Source organism: Streptomyces sp. NPDC058464 (assembly GCF_042721035.1).
Lineage (GTDB): Bacteria > Actinomycetota > Actinomycetes > Streptomycetales > Streptomycetaceae > Streptomyces.
Map to the genome: position 1 here is coordinate 21,245 of NZ_JBHXMA010000005.1, position 21,900 is coordinate 43,144.

Genomic DNA, 21,900 nt, shown 5'->3' on the forward strand with positions numbered 1-21,900 from the left:
CGACCTGGCGCTGCATCGGCACCGGCCCTGCCGGAGCTTCCAGCGGACGGCTTCTCATCGCTGCTCGCTTTCTGAAGTGAACGTGCCTGTTGGGTCGGCGCCGCTGGATGCAGTCGACAGCCAGTGGGTCCGCACGGAACGCGAGCCGGCCGGTCGGGAGGAGACCTGCGCCCAGAGGACCGCGAGCCACACCAGCGCGCGGTCGCCGTGCCTCTGCAGGTCGAGGCCGGTGAGCTTCTCGATCTGCTTGATCCGGTACAGCAGGGTGTTGCGGTGCAGGTGAAGGGCGGCCGTGGTGGAGGCACTGTCGAACTGGTTCTCGGCCAGGCAGGCGAGGGTCGCCGTCAGTTCGCCGTGGTCCCCGCCTGCCAGCGGGCCGAAGACACGGCGCGTCACCGCGTCGGCGAGTTCGGGAGAGCGCGCCAGGAGCAGCTGAGGCAGGAAATCCTCGGCCCGGACATGCCCACGCCGATGGGACCGCGATGCGACGACGACCAGCAGACGCAGGTTGTCGACGGCGGTCTGGAGGCCGGTCCGCCCGGTCGCCGGGTCCTGCGCCAGGAGCAGGCGTCGGTCGGCCATGAACGAGGACCAGTCGAACGCGAGCCCGGTGAGTCCGGTGACGCGGGCGTCCTCGACGAAGGCCAGGGCCCCGGCGGTGCGCAGGCGGGCCGCCAGCTCGGCGCGCTCGGCGGGGGCGGACGTGTCGAGCAGCACGACGAAGGGCACGTACGGAGGTGTCGGATCGAAGCCGAGCCGAGCGGCACGCTCCTGGTCCTCCACCGTGAGGGGAAGGTGGGCGCAGAGGCGCTCGAAGAGGGTGCGCGCCCGGCGGTCGCCCTGTGCGGACGGCAGGTCGGCCTGGTCCGCGTACGCCTGCGTGAACATCCGGGTGACCATGCCGAGGTAGCTGTCGAGGTGACGCCGCCCCTGGTCGGTCCAGTCCGCCAGGTGTCGGCGTTCCTCCTCGGCGGCCAGGCCGAGCACGGCGTCCCAGAAGGCGCTCGCAGCCCGGTGATGGAGGAGCAGGCCGCCGTCCAACGGCTGCCCGGCGGCGGCGCACTCCCGTGCCTGCTCGTACATCTCGGACAGGACGTACGAGTCCGGCGGTGTGCCCCGCACCATCCAGTGCAGGAGCAGGCCGGCGTGCCGGCGCAGCGCGGCACGAAGAGCGGAGGCCCCGCAGTCGCGCGCCGAGCGCACGTATTCGGGCGTGTGGCGAAGCACGGATTCCATACGCTGGACCACGGCATCGGCGTCGACGTGTTCCAGGACGTCGCGCAAAGCCGCTGTCGCGGCGGCGGCGCGCTCGGATCTGCCGGTCACGGTCATGCTGGACAGGCACGAACCAGGGAGAGAACCGACCGCCGTGCCGTGCCGTCGTGTGCCGCAGCGCTCGGGGTGTGTCCGGTGGACGGCGTGGCCGAGCCCCGGTGCCGGCGTAATCCCATGGTGATTCCTTTCGTGGGGGCGCATCGGCCCCGCAGGCCGGATGCGGGGCCGATGCCCGAAGGCGCGGGTGTGCTCCCGCGAGGAGACGGCCGTGTGACCGCGTCCACGCCTGACGGGCGAAGGGCCAGCCCGTCGCCCCGCGGCTGCTCCCGGTCGGCGGTGTGTGTACCCCGGCCCACGACGGTGGCCGGCTGTCCTCGCGAGCCCGGCGTCCTGCACAACTGCTGTGCCAGCGGCGGGCGTTGTGGCTTGTCCCCTCGGTCCGACCATGGTGGACCGGTCGAGGGGGACCGCGCCAATGCCTATCTGTTCGATTCTGAAGCCGTTTCGGCATATGCCGTGATGGGCGTGGCTACGATGAACCGCATGGACCTCGACATACGCCGGATGCGCTACTTCGTGGCCGTGGCCGAGGAGTGCAGCTTCGTGCGGGCGGCGAGCCGCCTCTACATGACGCAGCCGGCGCTCAGCCGTCAGATCCGTGCGCTGGAGGAGGATCTGGGCGTGGTCCTCTTCCTGCGTGACCGGCAGGGCACCGTACTGACGCGGGCGGGGCACCAGTTGCTGGAGGACGCCCGGCCGATGCTGGCGATGGCACAGGCGGTCCAGCAGCGGGTGCGGACGGCGAGCCGGGAGGTGAACCAGTTCACCATCGGCTTCATGCCGGGTGTCACGGTCACGCCCATCGTGCGGGAGTTCGCCCGGACGGCGCCGCAGCTGGACATCGATGTCGTCCACACCTCGATCACCGACCAGGTCGACTTCCTGCTCGACGGGCGGGTCGACGTCTGCTACGTCCGACTGCCCCTGCCCGAGGGCATGTTCGAGGTGGTCCCGCTCTTCCCGGAGCCCCGTGTGGTGGCGCTGTCCAGTGAGCATCCGTTGGCGGAACTCAAGGCGGTGCACGTCGAGGATCTGCGGGACATGACGCTGCTGCAGGATCCGCGGGACGTACCGGAATGGCGCGGACGTGTCCCGCTCGATCCGGTGGCGCCGCCGGGGGACGCCGGACGCTTCCCGGCGACGATCGAGGAATGCCTGCAGACCGTCGCCTTCGGGTCCGGGTGCTATGTCATGCCGGCCGGGATGGCCGGCTTCTACCGCCGTGACGACGTCGTGTACCTGACGCTGGAGGGCGTCGCACCGCGCATGGTCGCCCTGGCCTACTCCAAGCACCGGACCATGCCCGAACTGCTCCAGTTCGCCGAGCTCTCGCGTCGCATGCTCGGCCCGGGCCCGGACTGACGCCCGGCAGCAGGGCTTGGAGGACCAGCGCACCGAGTGGGCCGTCGACTACGCCGACCTCACACGGTGCGGCCTGACCGGCATCCGTAGGAGCAGCCGGTTGTGATGCGCGGCGTCCCCTGCATGCAGGGGACGCGAACGGAGATCGCGCCACCGGCAAGGCCGTTGTGCCGGTGCCCAAACAATGCAGATCATGTTGGTCCTGTGCACGTTGTGCACGGCTGCGTCACGCGTCGACACTGGCACGCAGGCATCTGCGGTCGCAGGACCCGGCATGCCGGAGGGGTGCCCGGCAAGGTGCCCCCGAGTCCGCCACCTCCTGGTCCGGTCGAATGTCGAACGGCAACTGCGCTGGAGTTCCGCCCTCATGTCAGCACTCGTCACTGTCGGACGTCACCGCCTGCAGCGCCTTTTGGGCTGCGGAGGTTTCGGCATGGTCTGGCTCGCCCATGACGACATACTCGAAGCCCCGATCGCGGTGAAGGTCATGGCGGAGAAGTGGGTGCACCGGCCGGACCTCCGGGAGCGCTTCCTGGACGAGGCCCGGCTGCTGCGCCAGGCCGCGTCGGACCGGGTGGTGCAGGTGTACGACATCGGTGAACTGCCGGACGGACGGCCGTACTTCGTCATGACCTATGCCGACGGCGGCACGCTGGCCGACCGGGTGGCCCAGGGGCCCCTGGCCGTCGACCAGGCGCTGCGGTTCGCGGTGCAGGCCGCACGGGGCGTGGCCGACCTGCACGCGGTCGGCATCGTGCACCGTGACATCAAGCCGTCCAACATCCTGCTCCAGACGGTGTCGGGCGGCCGTGAACGGCTGCTGGTGGCCGATCTCGGCCTGGCCAAGAGTCTGGCGCACGCCTCGGGACTGACGCAGGGCGTGGGATCACCCGGCTACATGGCTCCGGAGCAGGTCCCGGAGGACCGCTTGGTCGATGTCGACGAGCGGGCCGACGTCTACGGCCTGGGCGTACTCACCTACGAGCTGCTGACCGGGAGCCTGCCGGGCTCGTCGGAACAACTCGACTGGCCCGGGCCGCCGCGCCCCCCGGTGCCGGCGGCAGTCCGGCGCGTGACGCGACGCGCCCTCGAGCCCGAGCGGGAGGGGCGCTGGGCGGATGCCGCCGAGTTCGCGGACGCACTCGAAGCCGCCGGTGCCACCACCATCCGCAGCCGCCTGTTCCGAACCGCCGCAATCGGCAAGGGCACCGGCGCCCGGAGAGTGGGGGCCATACTCGCCGGGACCGCAGTCCTCGTGACCGCGGGGTTGGCCACACGCGCGGCCTTCGAAGCGGACTCCGCCGTCGACACGAGGCCTCGCGCGGGGGCCGGCAGCACAGCGGTCGCCGAGCCGTACGCGTCCTCCGCGGCCTCGGCATCACCGTCCCCGCACCGAGACCCCGCGGCGGAGGCTTCTTCGTCTTCATCCGCACGGACCGCCGCGCTGCCGTCATCAAGCCCCTCCGCCGGACTCGGCGCCGAAGTCACGAAGACGACGAAGACGACGGCACCTACGGGCAAGGCGACAGACCCGGACCCGAGCGAGACGGCATCGGCCTCGCCCCAATGGACGACGTTGACCGTGCGACGTGACCAGCAGTTGATGCCGGGCGAGTCCTGGCAGACCAACCGGACGACCATGACGATGCAGACCGACGGCAACCTCGTCATCTACGACGAGGACCACCACCGGCGCTGGTCCTCGGGCACCTCGGGCACGGGATACCGCGCCATCATGCAGGCCGACGGCAATCTCGTCGTCTACGACAAGGACACCTGGGGTGTCTGGAGCTCCGTCACCTCCGGGCACGACGGCGCCTGTCTGTACTTCGGTACCGACGGCGACGTCAGCGTGGTCTACCAGGGCACCACCCTCTGGTCCGCCGGCACCCAGCACTGAGCCGTCGCCGGTCGTCATGGCCCGACGCCGCCGACCCAGGCCCAGCGTTGGGAGCCGGCTTGCGGCATTGCGCTGATCGAGGCCATCACGAACCGCCCGCTTCTGGTCACCACGCGCAAGGAACGGCTGGGCTCCCTGCCTGGCCACCCGGCAGCGATCACGGCCGTAGCGACCGATCACACGAGGTCACGACCACCGACACGGTACGGCTGTGGAATCCTGTCCACGCCGATCGGGCACAGACGGGCGCCTGGCAGGCCCATCCGGAACTCGGCGGCCTGCGGCAGCCCATTCCACAGGAGGGCAGGTCAGCAGATTCACGCGCGACAACAGCCCTGGCTCACCGGGATGTGATCCATGAGGAGGCGGCCGCTCACGTTCCCGGAGCCAGTACCAGAAGGCGGAACGGACCGGGCGGCACGGCAAGTGGCACGGCCGGGAGGGTGTCGTCCCCCGCGTACCGCCAGCCCCAGGACCGCATGGTCTCCACCGTCCTGGCGTCCCGGGCGTCCACCAGCGTGACGCCGAGCGCTGCGCCGTGGCCGGCGAGCAACCGGCGCTGCAGGCGCCGGGCGAGGTTCCAGACCTGGTCCTTGTACTCCCGGCGCACGCGAGGCGGCACCACGATTCCGGAGACGACGAAGAGCCCGCCGGGGGCGGGGCGGCGCAGCAGACTTCCCCCGACGTGTCCGCCGGACCCCGCCCACCACGGACCTGCGCCGGCCGCGGGGAAGCCGTAGGCGTATCCGGTCAGAGCCGTGGTCTCCGCGATCAGCAGCGAGAACCCCGGTCGTCGGGCGTCGGCGGCGAGATGGAGCAGGAAGGTCGCCCGCGCCTGGTTCCACGCCCACTCATCTCCACCGGAGGTCTCCGCGTACAGGTCACCGAGCTCCTCCAGACGGTCCGCGACCTGACCACGGGTCAGCGGACGGACGCGTTCCGCCACCTCGGGCGAGGAGCGGCGCTCCGCCTTCACCGGGTCCGAGGCCGGCAGGCGAGTGCGCGGTCTGCCCCGTGCGGGTTGGAGCGCGGGGAGGGTCAGGGTTATCGGGAGGAACACGTGCGCGGGCATGAGCAACCCTGCCCCGGGCACGGGCGAAGGCCGACCCGGCGTCGTCGATCCCCGAGAACGGCACCGGCGTCGGAGGCGGTGCGCGGCATGCTCTCGGTGCCTCCACGGTACTCCCGGCCAGGCCCGCCCCGGCCAGGCCCGCTCCGGCGCCCCGGCGGTGGCCGGGAACATGGCCGGTGTGTGTGGGGGATCAGGGCGAGAAGGCCGGCGGGATGTCACGAATGCCAGGGTCAGCGCTCCCCGAGGTCGCCCGCCGCGGCCGCCATGAGAGGTTCGGCGGCGTCCTCGGCGGTGTCCGGAGGCACGACCACGAGGTCCCAGCGTCCTCGGCCGGGGGCGAGCAGGACGACGGTGTGCGGGGCGTTCGCCGCCAGGGCCGTGTGCAGTCGTACGACCTGGTTGGAGACGAGTATCCGGCCGGGCGCCGCGGACCACACCGCCCCGTTGACGGTGGCACTGGTGATATGGCCCCACTCGCGCGGCAACCCGGCCAGCAGTCGCGGGAGTTCCACGAGGAGGTCGTAGGAGCGCGGCCACCATGCTCCGTCGATGGACCGGGGCAGGTCGCTGCGGGGCGCCAGCCGCAGGCGGAGGACGGGGTGGGAGGGAAGCGGTGGTTGCAGTGCAGTGGTCATGAGGCTGCTGCCAACTTCCTTGGGCGGATGTGTGGTTGCCGTTGGGCGTGACGCCCGGCGATCCTGTCCGACATCGCCGGGCGCCGGCGCGGTCTGTGTGGCGGAGGTTGGGCCGGCCTACCCGGACGGAGAGCGGGACGAGGGGCACCGGGTGGTGGCTTCGTCGAAGGCGCCGTCGGGTGCGGGAGACGCTTTCACCGAGCGCGTGGCGCAGCGGATCGACGCTCCGGGCCACGTGCTGGAACGGCGCGATGCGGGCAACTCCCGCTCACGGCAGGGCGGTCGGGCCGTACGGAAGGGAGGCGCCGTCGTGGCCTCGGACCCGCGAGGCGGTGTCCGGCGGGGTGGGCGTGAATGGGGCTGGGGCGCATGGAGGGGTCCTCGGCCTCGGCGAAGGCCGCGGGGAGGGATGTGCGGCCGGGGTCACGGACTGCCCCTGGGGATGGGTGGTGTGCTGGTGACGGCCTGTCGGATAGGCACGACGCACCCTCGCTGCGCCTACCGTACTCCTCGGGCCGGAGATCCCCGGATTCCGTTGACCGGCGGCCTTCGGCCGGACGCACTCGGGCCGGTGTCGCGTTGACACGTACCGTCGCCGGACGTTGACTGGCGGGACGGCCGAGGGCCAGGAAGGGCAGGGTCGACCGGGTCTCCGGAAGCCTGAACCAGGCCGTCGGGAAGGCGAAGGGCGCCTTCAGGCGGTGACCCCCCATCGCAGACGGAAGCGGTACACACGACGATGTACGACCAGACACGCGCCCAGCAGCCCCCGGACCGGTCCCCGAGCCCGGGCGGACGCCGCACCACGGGCCCGGAGCCGCTGCTCCCTCCGGAAGAACGGGACGAGATCGTGCGCCGCCTCGGACACGCCGTCAACACCTTCGCGGACACCCCGCGCGAGGCGTTGGAGGAGGCCGAGGGCGCCTTCGACGAAGCCGCCGCCCAGCTGGCGAACGCCCTTTCGGAGATGCGGCGGTTGCTCCGCGCCGACTGGCAGGACCGGGACCCCGAAACGGACTCCGCCGAACTGCGGGGCGCGCTGCGGCAGTACCGGGAGCTCACCCAACGGCTGCTGCGCACATAGGCGGCGGCAGGCTCCCGCCGGAAAACGGTGGGGGTTCACGCCGCCCCTTCCCGGGCATCGCCGATCACCGAGAGGGGCCACGGTGTCTGAATCGATGCACGGGTACGCCCCGGCGTCTGCACAGTACGCCCCGGTGTGTGCACCTTGCTCCCGGCCGAGAGCGGGAGCCGCCCTCGCGAACGGCCTCTGCTGTCGGGCACGGGCCGACCGGCCGGCTCCGTTCGGTCACCGGGGGCGGGCAACCCGTGACGGACCGGACCACTGTCCGGAGCACGGTCCGGAGCACGGTCCGGGCCGCTGTCCGGGCCGTGCTCCGGGCCGCTGTCCGGACCACGGTGCGGTCGGCACGCACGGGCGGTCCTTCCCGGCATACCCTTCAGAAAAGGGGGTCGCTGGGCAACTCGGACGGGCCCGCGTGGAGACCCGCCGCAGCCGCCCCCGCACCGTCTCCCGGCATATCGGGCAGCGATGCCTCCGCGTTCTGCCCCGCCGCCCGCCAGGAGGTCCGTATGGATGACGACCCCTTGCCCTCCGAGAGCCACGCCGAGGTGCGCATCGTCGCGGCGACCCCGGAGGTGGCCCGGCGCGTGGCCGAGGTCCTCCGTCACTGCTTCGCCTCGACCGAGCAGCGCAGCTACCCCGCCGGGGCAGGCGGAGGCACCCGGCTCCATCTCACCCTCGACACCGACCGCACCGCGGGACCCGCACGGTCGTGGCTCGCGTCCACCGAGTCGACGGGGCAGGCGTCGGCACACGCCGATGAGGTGTGACCCGGGTCCGTGCGGCCAGGAGGGCCCCCGCCGTCCCGGCCGTCCCACGCGGCCGTCAGTACTTCGGAGAACGACACCTCGGAGAACGACAGACATGACGAAACTCCGCGAACGCAAGAACAACCGGAAGGCGGTCCTGCGATCCCTGTACGGGGCTGTGGAGGACAACCGCCCCGACGTCAGCGGATCGGCGCTCCGCGCCGAGCTGGGCCTGCCCGACGAGGACCTCTCCGCCGCCTGCGTCTACCTCGCCGACGAGGGCCTGATCAACGTGGAATGGACCTCGCACCGGACCCCGGCCGCCGTGTCGCTGACACACGAGGGCATCCGCCTGATGGAGGAGCGGGAGGAGGAACGGGAAGAGCGAGAGGTGCAGGAGCAGCGGGAGACACAGGAGTAGCGGGAGACACAGGAGTAGCGGGAGAGAACAGGAGCAGCGGGAGAGGCAGGAGCAGCGGGAGACACGGCAGCAGAGAGCCGGCTGAGCCGGCCCCGTCCGCTTCTCCGCGATCAGGAGTAGCCTGGCCGCACCGAGAGCTTTTCGCGCAGCGCGGTCGGCGGTGCCGTTCCCGGCGAGTGACGCGACGGGCGGCCGTTCCCTGGCGCCCGGGACGGGACCGCAGGATGGGAACCAGCCGAACGCCGGGTGCGGGCGCGTCCGCGGCCGACGCACACACGTATCGCATGCCCACGCCCCGACTGACGCTCACCCGGGACATCAGCCACGGCCCGCTGGACGGGGCCTGGTGGCCGCGCTGCGACGTTCTGGAACTCGAACTTCCCTCGCTCGTCGCCGCGTTGGAACCGGACCTGGACGCCGAGGTACGGGTCACCGTCGACCCCGCCGAATGGCCGGGCGCCCCGCACGCGGTCATGGCGCCCGGCCGGGCGATCACCGTGGAGCCGGCTGGTCCCGCAGACGGGGCGCACGTCATCACCCTGGACTGCGGCACCGTGGGACGCTGGGTGCTCCTGGTGGTCCCGCCCGACGAGTCCGTGGGAACGGCCGCCCGGCTGCTGGCCGCGGTCGACGACCCCGAGAACCCGCTGACCGCCGCGCGGATGCTGGCGCTCGCCCGTACCGGCCGCCTCGGGGGCATGCCAGGGAAGACGGGATGAGGGCCGCGTCCGCGGCAGAAGCCGCGGACGGGCAGGCCGTCCCGCCCAGATCCCCCTCAGCGCGCGATCCGTTCGCCGCTCAGGGCGAAGCGCACGCGCTCTTCGAGGAGTGCCGCATCGTCCGCGCGTACGGTGAACTGGACGCGCAGAGCGTCGCACCACTGGTCAGCGCCCTGGCCGAGGTCCGTGCGGCCCGGCCCGGACGGCTCCTGATCATCGTGGACCTGAGCGCGGTCACCTTCGCCGACTGCAGCATTCTGCGGCCGCTGTGCGAGGCGTGGTCCGACTGCCGCGCCCGGGGCGGCTGGATCCGCGTCGTCCACGACAGCCACACGATCGGCCTGGTCTTCCGCTGCACCGGCATGCTCGGCCGTTTTCCCGCCCACGCGAACGCACAGGACGCCTGGGAGGGACGAACGGCCGAGGCGACGGCGTACCGCGCCCGAATCGGGGCCGTCATCGACGGCCGGTGACGGGCGCGGCGGCTCGCCGGGCTCCGCGCGGGAGACCGGCGGACGGACATCGGGTGGACCCGGAAGGAAATCTGTCACGGCGAGGCCACATGTCCGTACCCGCCGGGGATAGGGTTGTGGCACGACGCAGATGGTGCTGATTCCTTCGGAGCACGGGTGCCACGCACCCCTGGGTCCTCCGCACCGCTCCCGGAACGAAGGTGTCATGCCCGCCGAGAACGACCCTGTCGTCGGCAACCTCGACGACGACGACTACCCCGCCTACACCATGGGCCGGGCCGCTGACGTGCTCGGCACCACCCCGGCCTTCCTCAGGGCCGTCGGTGAGACCGGGCTGATCACCCCCCTGCGCTCGGAAGGCGGACACCGCCGGTACTCCCGCCGCCAGTTGCTGGTCGCCGCCCGCGCTCGCGAGCTGGTCGGCCAGGGCACCCCCGTGGAGGCCGCGTGCCGCATCATCTCCCTCGAGGACCAGCTGGACGACGCCCTCCGCCTGAACCGCGAAATACGCCGGAAGCTGCACGAGGGCGACGCGAATATCTAGTTCCGCCGGTGCAGAAATTCCGGTTCCGGCGGGATGAGAACCGCCGGGCGGACGCGAAAGTGGATGGCCGGTTCCTCCCGGGCTGTGTTAGCGTGATAGGCGTTGCAGTTTTGGTTACCAGAGGTTTTTTCTTTGCATAGCTTTCCGGATCTTTCCGGAGGGGTGATCATCGCGGCGACTCGGCCCCGCAAAGTGCGGGGCCCGATTACTGCCCCCCAAGGGAGATTCAATATGGCATCTGGCACCGTGAAGTGGTTCAACGCGGAAAAGGGCTTCGGCTTCATCGAGCAGGATGGCGGCGGCGCCGACGTGTTCGCCCACTACTCGAACATCATCAGCAACGGCGGCTTCCGCGAGCTTCAGGAAGGCCAGAAGGTCAGCTTCGACGTCACGCAGGGCCAGAAGGGCCCGCAGGCCGAGAACATCGTCCCTGCCTGAGGCTGACTGACGCGCAGCGTCGCGAGTCAGTGGCTCGCATCATGTGGCTGGGGCCCGCGCTCCTGGGGTGCGGGCCCCAGCCATTGCGTTACCCGTACACCCCGACACCCTGATATTCGGTTTCCAGGGTTTCCGGGATCTTCGGGATCTCCGGATTGATGACAGCTCCGGCTTCGGTATCGAGAGGCCCGGCGTTCCGTTTTTTCTTCGGCTCATTCTTGTGATTCCTCGTACGGCCGCCCGCCGTCGGACGGAATTCCTCGATACGCCGTATCGAGGAAGGTTCCACTTTGAACCACACCCGTCGCACCAGCGGCACTTCCGGTCGCTCCCGCACGAACCGGAGTGCCGTGAACTCGACAGGCTCCACGCGCGGCAGTCGCTTCCGCCAGCAAGAGGTGGGCCACCAGGGTCCTCGTCCGGGCGTCGGGCGCAAGAACCGCCAGGGGGCGCCCTCCACCGCACGCCGGCAGGAGTTCGCTCTGCCCGTCACCCTGACCGAACCGCTGCCCGCGGTCGAGGCGTTCGCCGAACTGGACATGCCCGTACGACTGCTGGCAGCGCTCCGCGCCGAGGGCGTGACCGTGCCCTTCCCCATCCAGGCGGCCACCCTTCCGAACGCACTCGCGGGCCGGGACGTGCTGGGCCGGGGTCGTACGGGTTCGGGCAAGACGCTCGCCTTCGGCCTGCCGGTGCTGGCCCGCCTCGACGGGCAGCGTGCCCAGCCCCGGCAGCCGCTCGCCCTCGTCCTGGTCCCCACCCGGGAACTGGCCCAGCAGGTCACCGACGCGCTCGCGCCCTACGCCCGCGCCCTGGGGCTGCGGCTCGCCACCGTGGTGGGCGGCATGTCGATGGGCCGTCAGGCGAGTGTCCTGCGCGGCGGGGCCGAGGTCGTCGTCGCGACGCCCGGCCGCCTCAAGGACCTGATCGAGCGGGGGGACTGCCGGCTGGACCGGGTCGCCGTCACCGTTCTCGACGAGGCCGACCAGATGGCGGACATGGGCTTCATGCCGCAGGTGACCACACTGCTCGACCAAGTCCCGTCCGGCGGACAGCGGTTGCTGTTCTCGGCCACCCTGGACGGTGACATCGACCTCCTGGTGCGCCGCTACCTCCACGACCCCGTGGTGCACTCGGTCGACCCGCCGGCGGGCAGCGTCACTACCATGGCGCACCACCTGCTGCACGTGCGCGACGCCGACAAGGGCACCACCGCGACCGAGATCGCCGCCCGCGACGGCCGCGTGATCATGTTCCTGGACACCAAGCACGCGGTCGACCGGCTCACCGAGCACCTGCTGTCCGTCGGTGTGCGCGCCTCGGCCCTGCACGGCGGCAAGTCCCAGCCGCAGCGCAACCGGACGCTCGCCCGGTTCAAGGACGGCCACGTCACGGCCCTGGTGGCCACCAACGTCGCGGCCCGCGGCATCCACATCGACCACCTCGACCTGGTCGTGAACGTCGACCCGCCCGGCGACCACAAGGACTACCTGCACCGCGGTGGCCGTACCGCCCGCGCCGGCGAGTCCGGCACCGTCGTCACCCTCGTCCTGCCCCACCAGCGCCGAGCGGTGGACCGTCTGATGGCCGACGCCGGCATCACCCCGCGTACCGCCAGGATCCGCCCCGGCGAGGCCGAACTGCATGCCATCACCGGCGCGCGGACCCCGTCCGGCGTGCCGGTCACCGTTCCCGCGCCGGTCGCAGGAGAACGCGAGGCCAAGGGATCCGCCGGCCGTGGCCGCCGGGACCGGGCCGCCGGACGGGGCGGGAACGGCCGGGCCGCGACCCGAGCCCGGCGCTCCGCCCCGGGGCCGACCACATAGCCCGGCCACGGGGAACGCGCCCCCGCTCCCGGCAGCCAGGCCGAGACGCCGCCCTCCTGCCCGCCCCGACGAAGAGGAGAAGCCCTTGACGCCGAGTACGCCGATGACGCCGATGACGCCGAGCACGCCGGGTACGCCGATGACACCGATTCCGCCGATGACGCCGGCTCCGCCCCGGGCACACCGGTCGGGCAAGGCCGACGGCACCGGTCTGACCGCCCGCGACGCCATGCTGTACGCCCCCGGGCCGCAGGTCGACGACCACATGGCGGTCGACGTGGCCCTGTCCGTGCTCATCGGGGCCGGCGTCCCGCACCTGCTCCTCCAGGACGAGGACGGGCGGTGCGCGGGACTGGTCACCCGGGCCCAGCTCACGGCGCACCGCGGCGGCTCGTGGTTCAGCGACCGGACCCGGCTGCGGGACATCCCGCTCGACCGCGGACCGTTCACCGCGTCGACGGCCGTACTCGGCGACGCGGAAGCCGCCATGCGGGTACGGATACTGAACGTTTCCCCCGTGGTCGACGACCACGGCTACGCCTTGGGCGTCCTCGCGCTCACCCCCTGACCACCCCGTCCGGCCGCCGACGCTCGTCCGGCCGCCCCAGAGTCGTTCCCAGCGTTCCCCGGCGTTCCCACCCATCTCTGCGGAGGCATTCATGCGCTGTGTCATCGCCCGTTTCCCCTTCGACCTGACCAAGAGCGAGGTCGAGCAGTCGATGGACGGCATCACGCCCGAACCCGTCGCCGGCGTGTCCGTGACCATCGGGGGCCGGATCTACCCCGTGATGCAGGTCGGGGAAGTGATCACCAGGCAGAACCGCCGGGACTTCACGTCGTTCGAGATGCGCCGCGCCCTGACCCGGCTCGGCTTCACCTGCCACGACGCGCCCCCGGTGCAGCCGACCCGGGACGCGCGGTCCGACGAGGACGCGCTCGGCTGGTGACGATTTCCGGGGCCACGGCGATTCCTGTGCCGTTCGCCGGTTGAACGGCCGAGGACCTGGGACCCGGTCTGTGAGCGGGCCGGACTCGTGAACCAGGCGGTGTCGTGGTCCGCTGCCCCGTTCAGTGGTGCATGCCGAGGTGGGACTCGTCCTCCTTCGTTCAGCGCAGGAGGGCGTTGATGAAGTGGGCGGCGTCGGTGACGCCTTCGACGGCGTCCTGGACGGGGTCCTCGTTCTCGATGCTCAGGACGTCGTCGTAGCCGACCTCGGCGAGGGCATCGATGAAGGGGGCCCAGAACTCGGTGCCGTGCCCGTGGCCGACGGTGCGGAAGGTCCATGCGCGCTCGGCGGGGGTGGCGTAGGGGCGGTTGTCGAGGACGCCGGCCAGGGCCAGTTGGTCGGGGCGGTACTCGACGTCCTTGAGGTGGACGTGGTGGACGGCGGGGCCGAGCGCGCGGACGATCGCGGCCGGGTCCATGCGCTGCCAGAACATGTGGCTGGGGTCGACGTTGGCGCCGATGATCGGGCCGACCGCCTCGCGGAGCCGGAGAAGCGTGGGCACGTTGTAGGCCATGTGCAGCGGGTGCAGTTCGAGGGCGATGCGCTCGATGCCGTGGTCGGCGGCGAAGGGGGCGAACTTCTGCCAGAAGGCGATGGTCTCGTCCCACTGGCGGTCGAGGAGCTCGATGTTCTCCGGCGGCCAGGGGTAGAAGATCCAGTTGGTGAGCCGGGAGTTCGGTGACTCGCCGGGGGTGCCCGTCATCGTCACGATCTTGTTGACGCCGAGCTGTTCGGCGAGCCGTACCGCCGCCTCCATGATCTCGACGTGGCGTGCGCCGTGCCGGGGGTGCATCGGCCAGGCCGAGCAGTTCACCGCTCCCATGCGCAGCCCCCGGGAGGCGAGCGCGTCGGTGAACTTCCCGCGCTCGGCCGCGTCGTTGACGAGGGTGAAGACGTCCATGTGCGGGGCGCTCGACTGCCCGCCGGCGGCTATCTCGACGGCGGTGGCGCCGAGGCGGACGGTGAGGTCGAGGGCCTCGTCGAGGGTGAGGTCGGGCACCGAGTCGGTGTAGAGGCACAGTTCCATGGGGTCAGCTCCCGGCGGGGGTCGAGGTGGGGGTGGGGGTCAGTCCGAACAGGCCGCGTCGGCGTACGCCCGATGCGGCGGGTACGTCGAGTTCGGCCAGGCCGGTCACGCCGTGCCGGTGCACGGGGCCGTCGGCGGGCAGCGGGATGTCGACGCTCCGGCCGAGGGCGGCGGAGGTGTAGGCGGCGACGGTGGCTTCCAGGGTGTGCAGGGCGGCGCGTCCGGGGGCCGCGGGCGTCTGGCCGGCGGTGACGGCGTCGGCGAGGTCGGCGACGGTGGCGCGCAGCGCGTCCGCGATCAGCGGCGCGAGTTCCTGGCCCGGGGGGAGGTCGAGGGTCTCGGTGCCGGCGTCGGTGGTCACCTGCAGTGCCTCGAACGGGGCCCAGGGGATGGTGCCGTCGTCGCGGTAGCGCAGCACGATCCGTCCTTTGCTGCCGTTGATCCGGATGCCTCCGGGGCCGAAGCCCCAGCCGATGTTGACGAGGGCGGTGCGGTGAGCCGTTTCCAGGCGGCACAGGGCCAGGCCCTCCACCGCGTCGCCGGGGGTGGCCGCGTCGACGTGGGCCGATACGCGCTCGACGGGTTCGGCGACGAGGTGTTCGGCGAGGTAGACGCCGTGCAGCATGTCCATCAGCACCCCGCCCCCGGCCGCGGCGGGGTCGTGGCGCCACTGGGGGCGGTAGCCGGCGGCGCCGGGTGAGTCGACGACGCCGAGCATGTCGACGGCGACGGTGCGGACCTCTCCGATCGCGCCGTCGTCGATCAGGTTCCGGGCGGCGATGATCTCGGGGAAGAAGAGGTAGTTGTGTACGACGCCGAGCACGACGCCGGCCGCGTCCGCGGCCTCGACCATGGCGGCGGCGTCGGCGGGGGTGGCGGCCAGCGGCTTCTCGCACAGGATGTGCTTGCCCGCGGCCGCCGCGGCGACCACGAGGTCACGGTGCAGATGCTGCGGGGTGCACACGTCGACGACGTCGACGTCCTCGCGGGCGATGAGCGCGAACGCGTCGCTGTGGACCTGCTCGGGTGCCAGGCCCGCGCCGGTCCGGCCGAGTTCGAGCCGTTCGGGGGTGGGGTCGGCGAGGGCCGTGATCGTGAAGCGGTCGGGTAGCGCCAGGTAGGCGGGGACGTGGAAGTTCAGGGCGACATTGCCGCAGCCGACGATGCCGACGCGCAGGGGTGCAGTCATGGTGGGGCCGGCTCCTCAGGGACGTACGGATGGACGTACGGATGTCTCGGCGGTGACCGAGGCGGGCGGTTCGACGGGGTGGCCGAGCGCGGCGGACCGGCGGATCGCGTCCACCACGGCGGCCTGGTCGATCGCGTCGGCGCGGCCGAACAGCGGCGCCGTGCCGTGGGCGACGGCGTGCGAGGCGGCCTCGAACTCGATCCGGTAGGCATCGGTGTTGTCCGGATCGTCGGCGAAGGTCAGCCCGAACGCCCCGTCCGGGTCGACGGGCAGCCGACGGGTCTCGCCCGCGCGCTCCAGCTCGACGTATCCCCGGCGGCACAGCCACGGGTCCGGGACGGTGATCTTCCCTTCGGTGCCGATGACCTCCAGCTCGTCGCGCCTGGGGAAGTCCAGCGCGACGTCGAACTGGGCCAGTACGTCGTCCGGCAGCTCCAGCGTCGCCGCCAGTCGCAGGTCCGCGCCCTGGGCGCCCTCGGCCGGGTCGAGGACACGGGCGGCGTGCACGCGCAGCGGATGCCCGGCGAGCAGCCGGATCGCGCTGACGCAGTAGCAGCCGAGGTCCAGCGAGGCGCCGCCGCCGAGAGCGGTCGTACGACGGATGTCGCCGGGCGGGACGTCGACCGTCAACGCGGCCCGGACATGGGCCAGTCGGCCGATCGCGCCGTCGGCGACGAGCCCCCGGACGAGCTGGGTCTGCGGATGGTGCCGGTACATCAGACCCTCGACGCACAGCCGCCCGGCGGCCTCGGCGGCGTCGAAGCAGCGCGCGGCGTCGGCGGCGTCGAGGGCGAACGGCTTCTCGCACAGCACGTGTTTGCCTGCTTGCAGGGCCTTGATCGTCCACTCGGTGTGCATCGAGACGGGCAGGGGGACGTATACGGCGTCGATGTCGTCGCAGGCGAGCAGGTCGTCGTACGACCCGAAGCTCACGGCCGCACCGATGTCCTCGGCGTAGCGCCGGGCGCGTTCGGCGTCGCGGCCGCCGACGGCGACCAGGTCCGCGTGCGGCGAGGACGCCAGGGCCGCGGCCACCACCCGGCCGATCCCCGCGGTCGAGAGCATTCCCCAGCGGACCGCCTTCATCGGGTGCCCCCGACGGTCACGACTCGTCCGGTGCGCAGGCTCTGCTCGGCCGCGTCGGCCAGCACCAGAGCGGCCCTGCCGTCGTCGAAGCCGGGCCGGGGCGCCGTACCCTTCCCGACCGCTTCGATGAAGTGGTCGAGTTCGGCGCGGTAGGCGGGGGTGTAGCGGTCGAGGAAGAAGTCGAGGTAGGGCGAGGCGGCTTCGGTGCCGTGTGCGCCGTACGAGCGGATGCCGTCGGGACGGAGGTTGTCCACGGAGAGCATGCCGAGCGAGCCGAAGGCTTCCAGGCGCTGGTCGTAACCGTAGGTGCAGCGGCGGCTGTTGGTGATGTGGCAGAGCGCGCCGTCCGCGCCGCGCAGGGTCACCACCGCGCCGTCGATGTCGCCGAGTTCGGCGATGAAGTCGGCGACCAGGTTGCTGCCCATCGCCGAGACCTCGACGACCTCGCCGAGGAAGAAGCGCGCCATGTCGAAGTCGTGGATGGTCATGTCCCGGAACAGGCCGCCGGAAGTCGCGAGGTACTCCGCCGGGGAGGGGGCGGGATCCCGGCTGATGATGACCAGCTGCTCCAGCCGGCCGATCTCGCCGGCCGCGACGCGCTCGCGCACCGCGCGGAACGAGGGGTCGAAACGGCGGTTGAACCCGACCATCACGCGGGACGCGCCGTCGCCGATACGGGCCCGGCACTCGTCGACCTGTGCGAGATCGAGATCGATCGGCTTCTCGCACATCACGCCCTTGCCCGCCGCGACCGCCCGGGTCAGGAGGCCGACGTGGGTGGGGGTCGGCGAGGCGATGACCACCGCGTCGATGTCCGGGTCGGCGAGTACCGCGTCCACATCGCTGCCGGGGACACCACCGAACCGCTCGGCGACCTCCCGCGCGGCGGTCTCCATGGGATCGCAGACCCGGACGAGCTCGGCCTTCGGATGAAGGGCGATCGACTCGGCGTGCACCCGGCCGATGCGTCCGCAGCCGATGAGAGCGATGCGCATGGGACCCTCCTCTTGGATTCCTCTGGATCGGTCTATTGGATTCTCTTGGATCGATCTAAATGCCATGTAGCTGGAATGATGTGGCGCCTGATCCCCGCCGTCAAGAGTTAACTTAGATCGATCTACAATGCTAGAGAGACGGTGCAGCCGGGAGCCTCACCGCAGCCGAGGAGGTCGCATGTCCACCCGAAAGGCGTCCCGCCCCGCCGGTTCGAACGACGACCCGGCGGACGCGGGGACGGGAACGGGCCGGCGGCCGATCCTGCTGGACGTCGCGCGCCGTGCGGGCGTGTCCCGGGCGACGGCCTCGCTGGTCATGCGCGACGCGCCGGGCCCGAGCGCCGAGTCCCGGGAGCGGGTACGGCAGGCCGCCGCCGAACTCGGCTACCGGCCCGACCAGGCCGCCCAGCTGCTCCGGCGCCGCAACAGCCACCTGATCGGCGTGATGTTCAACGCCCAGGAGCCCTTCCACGCCGACCTGATCGAGAACATCTACGCGGCCACCGAAGAACTCGGCTACGACGTGGTGCTCAGTGCCACGGCCCCGAGCCGCGGCGAGCGCCGTGCCGTCGAGGCGCTGATCACCTCCCGCTGCGAGGCGCTGGTGCTGATCGGCGCGCGCGAGGCGTGCACCACCGACTTCGGCATCCGGGTCCCGGTGGTGGAGATCGGCCGCCCGCCCGGTGAGAGCCGGTTCGACGCGGTGCACACCGCCGACGACGAGGGCACCCGCCTGGCGGTCGACCACCTCGTCTCACTGGGGCACGAGGACATCGTCCACGTCGACGGCGGCGAACAGCCGGGCGCCGCGGAACGCCGGACCGGCTACCTGGACGCGATGCGCCACCACGGACTGGGGGGCCGGGCACGCGTGGTGCCCGGCGACTACACCGAGTCGTCCGGCTCGGAGGCGGCACGCACCCTGCTGGCCCACGGCCGGCTGCCCACCGCCGTGGTCGCGGGCAACGACCAGTGCGCCATCGGGCTGCTCGTCGAACTGCGGCACGCCGGGATCGACGTCCCCGGCGAGGTCTCGATCGTGGGGTACGACGACAGCCGGATCGCGCGGCTCGCGCACATCGACCTCACCACCGTACGGCAGGACACCGAGCAGCTCGCCCGGCTCGCCGTCCAGGCGGCCGTCGAACGGCTCGACAGGGAACTGGACGGCGAGGCAAGGGAGTTCAGCCTCGCCCCGCACCTGATGGTGCGCGGATCGACCGGACCGGCCCGCTGACGTACGCGGGTCGGTGACAGCGTCGCGGCAGCCCTGCGCGCGTGGTTCGGCCCGAAGGCTTCGTCACTCCTCGCGCCGGGCGAGGAGCCGGAACTCCCAGGTGCGCCGCTCCGCCGGACAGCAGTGGTGGGCGTGCTCGACCGCTCGCCCCGCCCGGTCGAAGAGCGTGCGCCGCATGGTCACCAGCGCGCTCCCCTCGGCGATACCGAGCAACTCGCCCTCCTGAGCGGTGGCGTTACGTGCTCCGACCGACTGCTGGACGGTGCGCACGGTGATTCCGGCCGCCCGCAGCACCCCGTACAGGCCCGCCGAGGCCAGCCGGTCGTCGTCCAGACGCAATCGGCCGGCGGGCAGATAGTGGCGCAGGTGGGCGACGCACACACCGTCCACGCGCTGCAGCCGCTCCAGCCGCGCGACCGTGCTGCCCTCCGGGACGGCCAGGGCTGCCGCCACCTCGGCGCTGGCCGGAACGTGCTCGTTGCGCAGGACATCGGTGCCTGTCGCCCGCAGGTCGTCGTACAGACCGGCCAGATCCACGGCACCGTCGTCCGGTCTGTCGGCGACGTAGGTGGCCACGCCCCGACGGCGCACCAACACGCCGTCGTCCGCGAGCCGTTGGACCGCCTGCCGGACCGTGACGCGCGACAGACCCGTCTGCTGCGCCAGCTTGATCTCGCTGCACAGCGCGGTGCCCGGGGCGAGGCGACCGTCATCGACGGCATGCCTCAGCTGTTCGGCGAGTTGCTGGTGGAGCGGCCGAGGGCTCGCGCGGTCCAGGTGGAACCCGAGGGCGCTCGCCTCCGGAGCGTGTGTGTCGGACATGGAGCCGTCCTGATGTACGAGGGCCGGGGGTGCGGTGATGAGCGGCCCCGTGCCGGTCAGGCGCCGGCTTCCAGTTGGGCGAGTTCGGCTTCCAGGTCGGCCATCGCCTCGCCGCCGGCCATCAGGTCGGTGATCTCCTCGCGGGTGCGTTCGCCCTTGCGGAAGTCGTCGGCCTTGCGGCCGCGGATGAGGACGGCGAAGTGGTCGCCGACCATCATGGCGTGGCGGACGTTGTGGGTGACGAGGATGACCGCGACGCCCTTGGCGCGGGCCTGCATGACGATCCGCAGGACGTGGGCGGCTTCCTTGACGCCGAGGGCGGCGGTGGGCTCGTCGAGGATGAGGACGTTGGCGCCGAAGTAGACGGCGCGGGCGATGGCGAGGGCCTGGCGTTCGCCGCCGGAGAGGCTGCCGACCAGGCGGTTGCCGTCGGTGACCCGGGTGATGCCGAGGGACTGCATCTCGCGGACCGCGATCTCACCGGCCAGTTTCTTGTCGAAGAGCCTGAACGGTCCGAAGCCCTTCGTGGGTTCGGCTCCCACGAAGAAGCACCGGCCGACGCCCATCAGCGGGAAGGTCCCGCCGAACTGGTGGACGGTGGCGATGCCCCGGGCACTGGCGTCGCGCGGGCTGTCGAACTCCACCGGCTCGCCGTCGACCTCGATGGTGCCGGAGGTCGGCCGGTGGAACCCGGACATGATCTTGATGAGGGTGGACTTGCCGGCGCCGTTGTCGCCGAGCAGGCACAGCACCTGTCCGGCATGCACTTCGAGGGAGATGTCCTCAAGGGCGTTGGTGCCCAGGAACGACTTGCCGATGCTGGTGAGACGGAGCAGAGGCGTGGTCATGATCAAGCCTTCTTCGCGGATCGGGGCTTGTAGGACAGGGCGAGCCGGCGGAACGTGTTGTTCATCAGGACCGCGGCGAGGATGAGGATGCCGAGGATCAGGCTGGCCCAGTCGGAGTTCCAGCCGGTGTAGTAGATGCCCTGGTTGACGATGGCGAAGGTCAGCGTGCCCAGGACGACGCCGACCACGGAGCCGTAGCCGCCGGTGAGCAGCACACCGCCGACGACCACGGCGATGATGGAGTTGAAGACGAAGGACTGGCCGTTGGCGACCTGCGCGCCGTTGTAGAGGATCGTCTGGATCACGCCGACCAGGGCGGCCCCGAAGCCGCTGGCCATGTAGAGGGCGATCTTCACCCTGTTCACGGGGATGCCGGTGGCGCGGGCGCTCTCCGTGTCACCGCCGATCGCGAAGATCCAGTTGCCGTACTTCATGAGCTGCAGCACCACGGCCACCAGGACCGCGATGCCGAGCCACCAGAAGATCGCGACCTCGAACTGACCGGCGACCAGATGCCCGAAGACCGCTTTGGAGAACGGGTCGGGGTTGAGTGGGACGCTGGTGGTGCCGGTCGTGACGCGGGACAGGCCGAGGGTGAGACCGGCCAGGCCGGAGAGCGTGGCCAGGGTGATGACCAGCGAGGGGACGTTGGTGCGGGTGACGAGGAAGCCGTTGAGCAGGCCGGTCAGCAGCCCGAGCCCGAGGGCGCACAGGATGCCGACGATCATGGGGGCGCCCCAGTGGCCGGAGACGATGGCCAGGGTCATCGAGCTGCCGGCGAGCACCGAGCCCACGGACACGTCGAGTTCACCGGCGATCATCAGCAGGCCGACCGGGATGGCGATGATGCCGAGCTCCGCGGCGATGTTCAGCCAGCTCGCGGCGCCCGCGGGGGCCAGGAACTTGGATCCGCCGAAGATCGCGAAGAAGACGAAGACACTGATCGTTCCGATGAGCGCACCCGCCTCGGGGCGGTGCCGAAGCCGGGCCAGCGGGCTCTCGGTTGGCTGCGGCGGGGCGGCCGGTGCCGCCTCGGCCGTCGTACGGGGAAGTGAGGTAGTCATCGGTCTGCTGTCACCTTCGTGAATCTCGGATGGGGGGCAGGGGCGCAGGTGCCGGTACGGCGGGGCG

The 21,900-nt window shown here is 71.5% G+C and carries 24 protein-coding genes; 13 read left to right on the forward strand and 11 right to left on the reverse strand.

The annotated features are described in order from the left end of the window. Positions 1-54: 54 nt before the first annotated feature. Positions 55-1,326 (reverse strand): PucR family transcriptional regulator, encoded by a 1,272-nt coding sequence (locus ACFWPQ_RS08890; RefSeq protein ID WP_384031428.1) that lies wholly within the window; start codon positions 1,324-1,326, stop codon positions 55-57. A gap of 492 nt (positions 1,327-1,818) precedes the next feature. On the opposite strand from ACFWPQ_RS08890, the gene ACFWPQ_RS08895 reads away from it, so the two are divergent. Both ACFWPQ_RS08895 and ACFWPQ_RS08900 read left to right on the forward strand, forming a co-directional pair. Beyond that, positions 1,819-2,697, forward strand: coding sequence for a LysR family transcriptional regulator (locus ACFWPQ_RS08895; protein WP_384031430.1), 879 nt, complete (start codon positions 1,819-1,821; stop codon positions 2,695-2,697). Positions 2,698-3,064: 367 nt separating this feature from the next. Further along, positions 3,065-4,597, forward strand: coding sequence for a protein kinase (locus ACFWPQ_RS08900; RefSeq protein ID WP_384031432.1), 1,533 nt, complete (start codon positions 3,065-3,067; stop codon positions 4,595-4,597). A gap of 373 nt (positions 4,598-4,970) precedes the next feature. On the opposite strand, the gene ACFWPQ_RS08905 is transcribed toward ACFWPQ_RS08900, so the two are convergent. Continuing rightward, positions 4,971-5,669, reverse strand: coding sequence for a hypothetical protein (locus tag ACFWPQ_RS08905; RefSeq protein WP_384031434.1), 699 nt, complete (start codon positions 5,667-5,669; stop codon positions 4,971-4,973). Between the two features lie 230 nt (positions 5,670-5,899). Further along, a complete protein-coding gene (locus ACFWPQ_RS08910; protein ID WP_384031436.1) occupies positions 5,900-6,304 on the reverse strand; it encodes a DUF5994 family protein in 405 nt (134 codons plus the stop codon). A gap of 739 nt (positions 6,305-7,043) precedes the next feature. Between ACFWPQ_RS08910 and ACFWPQ_RS08915 the strand changes: the two genes are divergently transcribed. The 7 genes from ACFWPQ_RS08915 to ACFWPQ_RS08945 all read left to right on the forward strand — a co-directional run bounded on the left by ACFWPQ_RS08915 (position 7,044) and on the right by ACFWPQ_RS08945 (position 10,732). Further along, positions 7,044-7,388: a hypothetical protein gene (locus ACFWPQ_RS08915; RefSeq protein WP_384031438.1), complete on the forward strand. Its 345-nt coding sequence runs from the start codon at positions 7,044-7,046 to the stop codon at positions 7,386-7,388. Positions 7,389-7,897: 509 nt separating this feature from the next. Continuing rightward, entirely contained in the window at positions 7,898-8,158 is a 261-nt protein-coding gene (locus ACFWPQ_RS08920) for a hypothetical protein (protein ID WP_384031439.1), read from the forward strand. A gap of 94 nt (positions 8,159-8,252) precedes the next feature. Next, positions 8,253-8,558 carry a hypothetical protein gene (locus ACFWPQ_RS08925; protein WP_384031441.1) on the forward strand — a complete coding sequence of 102 codons (306 nt, stop codon included), beginning with the start codon at positions 8,253-8,255 and terminating at the stop codon, positions 8,556-8,558. Between the two features lie 284 nt (positions 8,559-8,842). Then, complete coding sequence (locus ACFWPQ_RS08930) at positions 8,843-9,277, forward strand: DUF5994 family protein (protein WP_384031443.1); 435 nt, start codon at positions 8,843-8,845, stop codon at positions 9,275-9,277. Beyond that, the gene (locus tag ACFWPQ_RS08935) at positions 9,274-9,750 is read left to right on the forward strand and encodes an STAS domain-containing protein (protein WP_384031445.1); all 477 of its coding nucleotides are present in this window, start codon (positions 9,274-9,276) and stop codon (positions 9,748-9,750) included. Before ACFWPQ_RS08930 ends, ACFWPQ_RS08935 begins: the two co-directional genes overlap by 4 nt. A 205-nt stretch (positions 9,751-9,955) precedes the next feature. Further along, the gene (locus ACFWPQ_RS08940; protein WP_384031447.1) at positions 9,956-10,294 is read left to right on the forward strand and encodes a MerR family transcriptional regulator; all 339 of its coding nucleotides are present in this window, start codon (positions 9,956-9,958) and stop codon (positions 10,292-10,294) included. A gap of 231 nt (positions 10,295-10,525) precedes the next feature. Beyond that, positions 10,526-10,732, forward strand: coding sequence for a cold-shock protein (locus ACFWPQ_RS08945; RefSeq protein ID WP_067116135.1), 207 nt, complete (start codon positions 10,526-10,528; stop codon positions 10,730-10,732). A gap of 88 nt (positions 10,733-10,820) precedes the next feature. Here ACFWPQ_RS08945 and ACFWPQ_RS08950 read toward each other — a convergent pair whose 3' ends face one another. After that, entirely contained in the window at positions 10,821-11,102 is a 282-nt protein-coding gene (locus tag ACFWPQ_RS08950) for a hypothetical protein (RefSeq protein ID WP_384031944.1), read from the reverse strand. Here ACFWPQ_RS08950 and ACFWPQ_RS08955 point away from each other — a divergent pair. From ACFWPQ_RS08955 to ACFWPQ_RS08965, 3 genes are all read left to right on the forward strand, one after another. Then, positions 11,023-12,558, forward strand: coding sequence for a DEAD/DEAH box helicase (locus tag ACFWPQ_RS08955; RefSeq protein WP_384031449.1), 1,536 nt, complete (start codon positions 11,023-11,025; stop codon positions 12,556-12,558). The genes ACFWPQ_RS08950 and ACFWPQ_RS08955 overlap by 80 nt on opposite strands. A 157-nt stretch (positions 12,559-12,715) precedes the next feature. After that, positions 12,716-13,126, forward strand: a complete 411-nt coding sequence (locus ACFWPQ_RS08960) for a hypothetical protein (protein ID WP_384031918.1) — start codon at positions 12,716-12,718, stop codon at positions 13,124-13,126. 91 nt (positions 13,127-13,217) lie between these two features. Continuing rightward, the gene (locus tag ACFWPQ_RS08965) at positions 13,218-13,505 is read left to right on the forward strand and encodes an SCO5918 family protein (RefSeq protein WP_384031451.1); all 288 of its coding nucleotides are present in this window, start codon (positions 13,218-13,220) and stop codon (positions 13,503-13,505) included. A gap of 160 nt (positions 13,506-13,665) precedes the next feature. On the opposite strand, the gene ACFWPQ_RS08970 is transcribed toward ACFWPQ_RS08965, so the two are convergent. Genes ACFWPQ_RS08970 through iolG form a run of 4 tightly spaced genes read right to left on the reverse strand, consistent with a single transcriptional unit; the run spans position 13,666 to position 17,862 of the window. Beyond that, positions 13,666-14,592, reverse strand: a complete 927-nt coding sequence (locus ACFWPQ_RS08970) for a sugar phosphate isomerase/epimerase family protein (RefSeq protein ID WP_384031453.1) — start codon at positions 14,590-14,592, stop codon at positions 13,666-13,668. Between the two features lie 4 nt (positions 14,593-14,596). Continuing rightward, positions 14,597-15,781: a Gfo/Idh/MocA family protein gene (locus ACFWPQ_RS08975; protein ID WP_384031455.1), complete on the reverse strand. Its 1,185-nt coding sequence runs from the start codon at positions 15,779-15,781 to the stop codon at positions 14,597-14,599. A 15-nt stretch (positions 15,782-15,796) separates the two neighbouring features. After that, on the reverse strand, positions 15,797-16,846 hold the full coding sequence (locus ACFWPQ_RS08980) for a Gfo/Idh/MocA family protein (RefSeq protein WP_384031457.1): 1,050 nt from the start codon (positions 16,844-16,846) through the stop codon (positions 15,797-15,799). A gap of 17 nt (positions 16,847-16,863) precedes the next feature. After that, the gene (gene iolG, locus ACFWPQ_RS08985; protein WP_384031459.1) at positions 16,864-17,862 is read right to left on the reverse strand and encodes an inositol 2-dehydrogenase; all 999 of its coding nucleotides are present in this window, start codon (positions 17,860-17,862) and stop codon (positions 16,864-16,866) included. Positions 17,863-18,040: 178 nt separating this feature from the next. Between iolG and ACFWPQ_RS08990 the strand changes: the two genes are divergently transcribed. Beyond that, entirely contained in the window at positions 18,041-19,099 is a 1,059-nt protein-coding gene (locus ACFWPQ_RS08990; RefSeq protein WP_384031461.1) for a LacI family DNA-binding transcriptional regulator, read from the forward strand. Positions 19,100-19,162: 63 nt separating this feature from the next. Here ACFWPQ_RS08990 and ACFWPQ_RS08995 read toward each other — a convergent pair whose 3' ends face one another. From ACFWPQ_RS08995 to ACFWPQ_RS09005, 3 genes are read right to left on the reverse strand one after another with little or no spacing between them, the layout of a single operon-like run. Continuing rightward, entirely contained in the window at positions 19,163-19,921 is a 759-nt protein-coding gene (locus tag ACFWPQ_RS08995) for a GntR family transcriptional regulator (RefSeq protein WP_384031463.1), read from the reverse strand. A gap of 56 nt (positions 19,922-19,977) precedes the next feature. Beyond that, the gene (locus ACFWPQ_RS09000; protein ID WP_384031465.1) at positions 19,978-20,769 is read right to left on the reverse strand and encodes an ATP-binding cassette domain-containing protein; all 792 of its coding nucleotides are present in this window, start codon (positions 20,767-20,769) and stop codon (positions 19,978-19,980) included. Between the two features lie 2 nt (positions 20,770-20,771). Next, complete coding sequence (locus tag ACFWPQ_RS09005) at positions 20,772-21,833, reverse strand: ABC transporter permease (RefSeq protein WP_384031467.1); 1,062 nt, start codon at positions 21,831-21,833, stop codon at positions 20,772-20,774. Between the last annotated feature and the right edge of the window lie 67 nt (positions 21,834-21,900).

Excerpts from the sequence above, each read along its gene's own strand:
- ACFWPQ_RS09000 (WP_384031465.1), bottom strand. The coding sequence starts at position 20,769 with ATGACCACGCCTCTGCTCCGTCTCACCAGCATCGGCAAGTCGTTCCTG.
- ACFWPQ_RS08970 (WP_384031453.1), bottom strand. The coding sequence starts at position 14,592 with ATGGAACTGTGCCTCTACACCGACTCGGTGCCCGACCTCACCCTCGAC.
- ACFWPQ_RS08905 (WP_384031434.1), bottom strand. The coding sequence starts at position 5,669 with ATGCCCGCGCACGTGTTCCTCCCGATAACCCTGACCCTCCCCGCGCTC.
- iolG (WP_384031459.1), bottom strand. The coding sequence starts at position 17,862 with ATGCGCATCGCTCTCATCGGCTGCGGACGCATCGGCCGGGTGCACGCC.
- ACFWPQ_RS08915 (WP_384031438.1), top strand. The coding sequence starts at position 7,044 with ATGTACGACCAGACACGCGCCCAGCAGCCCCCGGACCGGTCCCCGAGC.
- ACFWPQ_RS08935 (WP_384031445.1), top strand. The coding sequence starts at position 9,274 with ATGAGGGCCGCGTCCGCGGCAGAAGCCGCGGACGGGCAGGCCGTCCCG.
- ACFWPQ_RS08995 (WP_384031463.1), bottom strand. The coding sequence starts at position 19,921 with ATGTCCGACACACACGCTCCGGAGGCGAGCGCCCTCGGGTTCCACCTG.
- ACFWPQ_RS08930 (WP_384031443.1), top strand. The coding sequence starts at position 8,843 with ATGCCCACGCCCCGACTGACGCTCACCCGGGACATCAGCCACGGCCCG.
- ACFWPQ_RS08910 (WP_384031436.1), bottom strand. The coding sequence starts at position 6,304 with ATGACCACTGCACTGCAACCACCGCTTCCCTCCCACCCCGTCCTCCGC.
- ACFWPQ_RS08990 (WP_384031461.1), top strand. The coding sequence starts at position 18,041 with ATGTCCACCCGAAAGGCGTCCCGCCCCGCCGGTTCGAACGACGACCCG.
- ACFWPQ_RS08895 (WP_384031430.1), top strand. The coding sequence starts at position 1,819 with ATGGACCTCGACATACGCCGGATGCGCTACTTCGTGGCCGTGGCCGAG.
- ACFWPQ_RS08945 (WP_067116135.1), top strand. The coding sequence starts at position 10,526 with ATGGCATCTGGCACCGTGAAGTGGTTCAACGCGGAAAAGGGCTTCGGC.
- ACFWPQ_RS08960 (WP_384031918.1), top strand. The coding sequence starts at position 12,716 with ATGACGCCGGCTCCGCCCCGGGCACACCGGTCGGGCAAGGCCGACGGC.
- ACFWPQ_RS08940 (WP_384031447.1), top strand. The coding sequence starts at position 9,956 with ATGCCCGCCGAGAACGACCCTGTCGTCGGCAACCTCGACGACGACGAC.
- ACFWPQ_RS08900 (WP_384031432.1), top strand. The coding sequence starts at position 3,065 with ATGTCAGCACTCGTCACTGTCGGACGTCACCGCCTGCAGCGCCTTTTG.
- ACFWPQ_RS08975 (WP_384031455.1), bottom strand. The coding sequence starts at position 15,781 with ATGACTGCACCCCTGCGCGTCGGCATCGTCGGCTGCGGCAATGTCGCC.
- ACFWPQ_RS08925 (WP_384031441.1), top strand. The coding sequence starts at position 8,253 with ATGACGAAACTCCGCGAACGCAAGAACAACCGGAAGGCGGTCCTGCGA.
- ACFWPQ_RS08980 (WP_384031457.1), bottom strand. The coding sequence starts at position 16,846 with ATGCTCTCGACCGCGGGGATCGGCCGGGTGGTGGCCGCGGCCCTGGCG.
- ACFWPQ_RS08920 (WP_384031439.1), top strand. The coding sequence starts at position 7,898 with ATGGATGACGACCCCTTGCCCTCCGAGAGCCACGCCGAGGTGCGCATC.
- ACFWPQ_RS09005 (WP_384031467.1), bottom strand. The coding sequence starts at position 21,833 with ATGACTACCTCACTTCCCCGTACGACGGCCGAGGCGGCACCGGCCGCC.
- ACFWPQ_RS08965 (WP_384031451.1), top strand. The coding sequence starts at position 13,218 with ATGCGCTGTGTCATCGCCCGTTTCCCCTTCGACCTGACCAAGAGCGAG.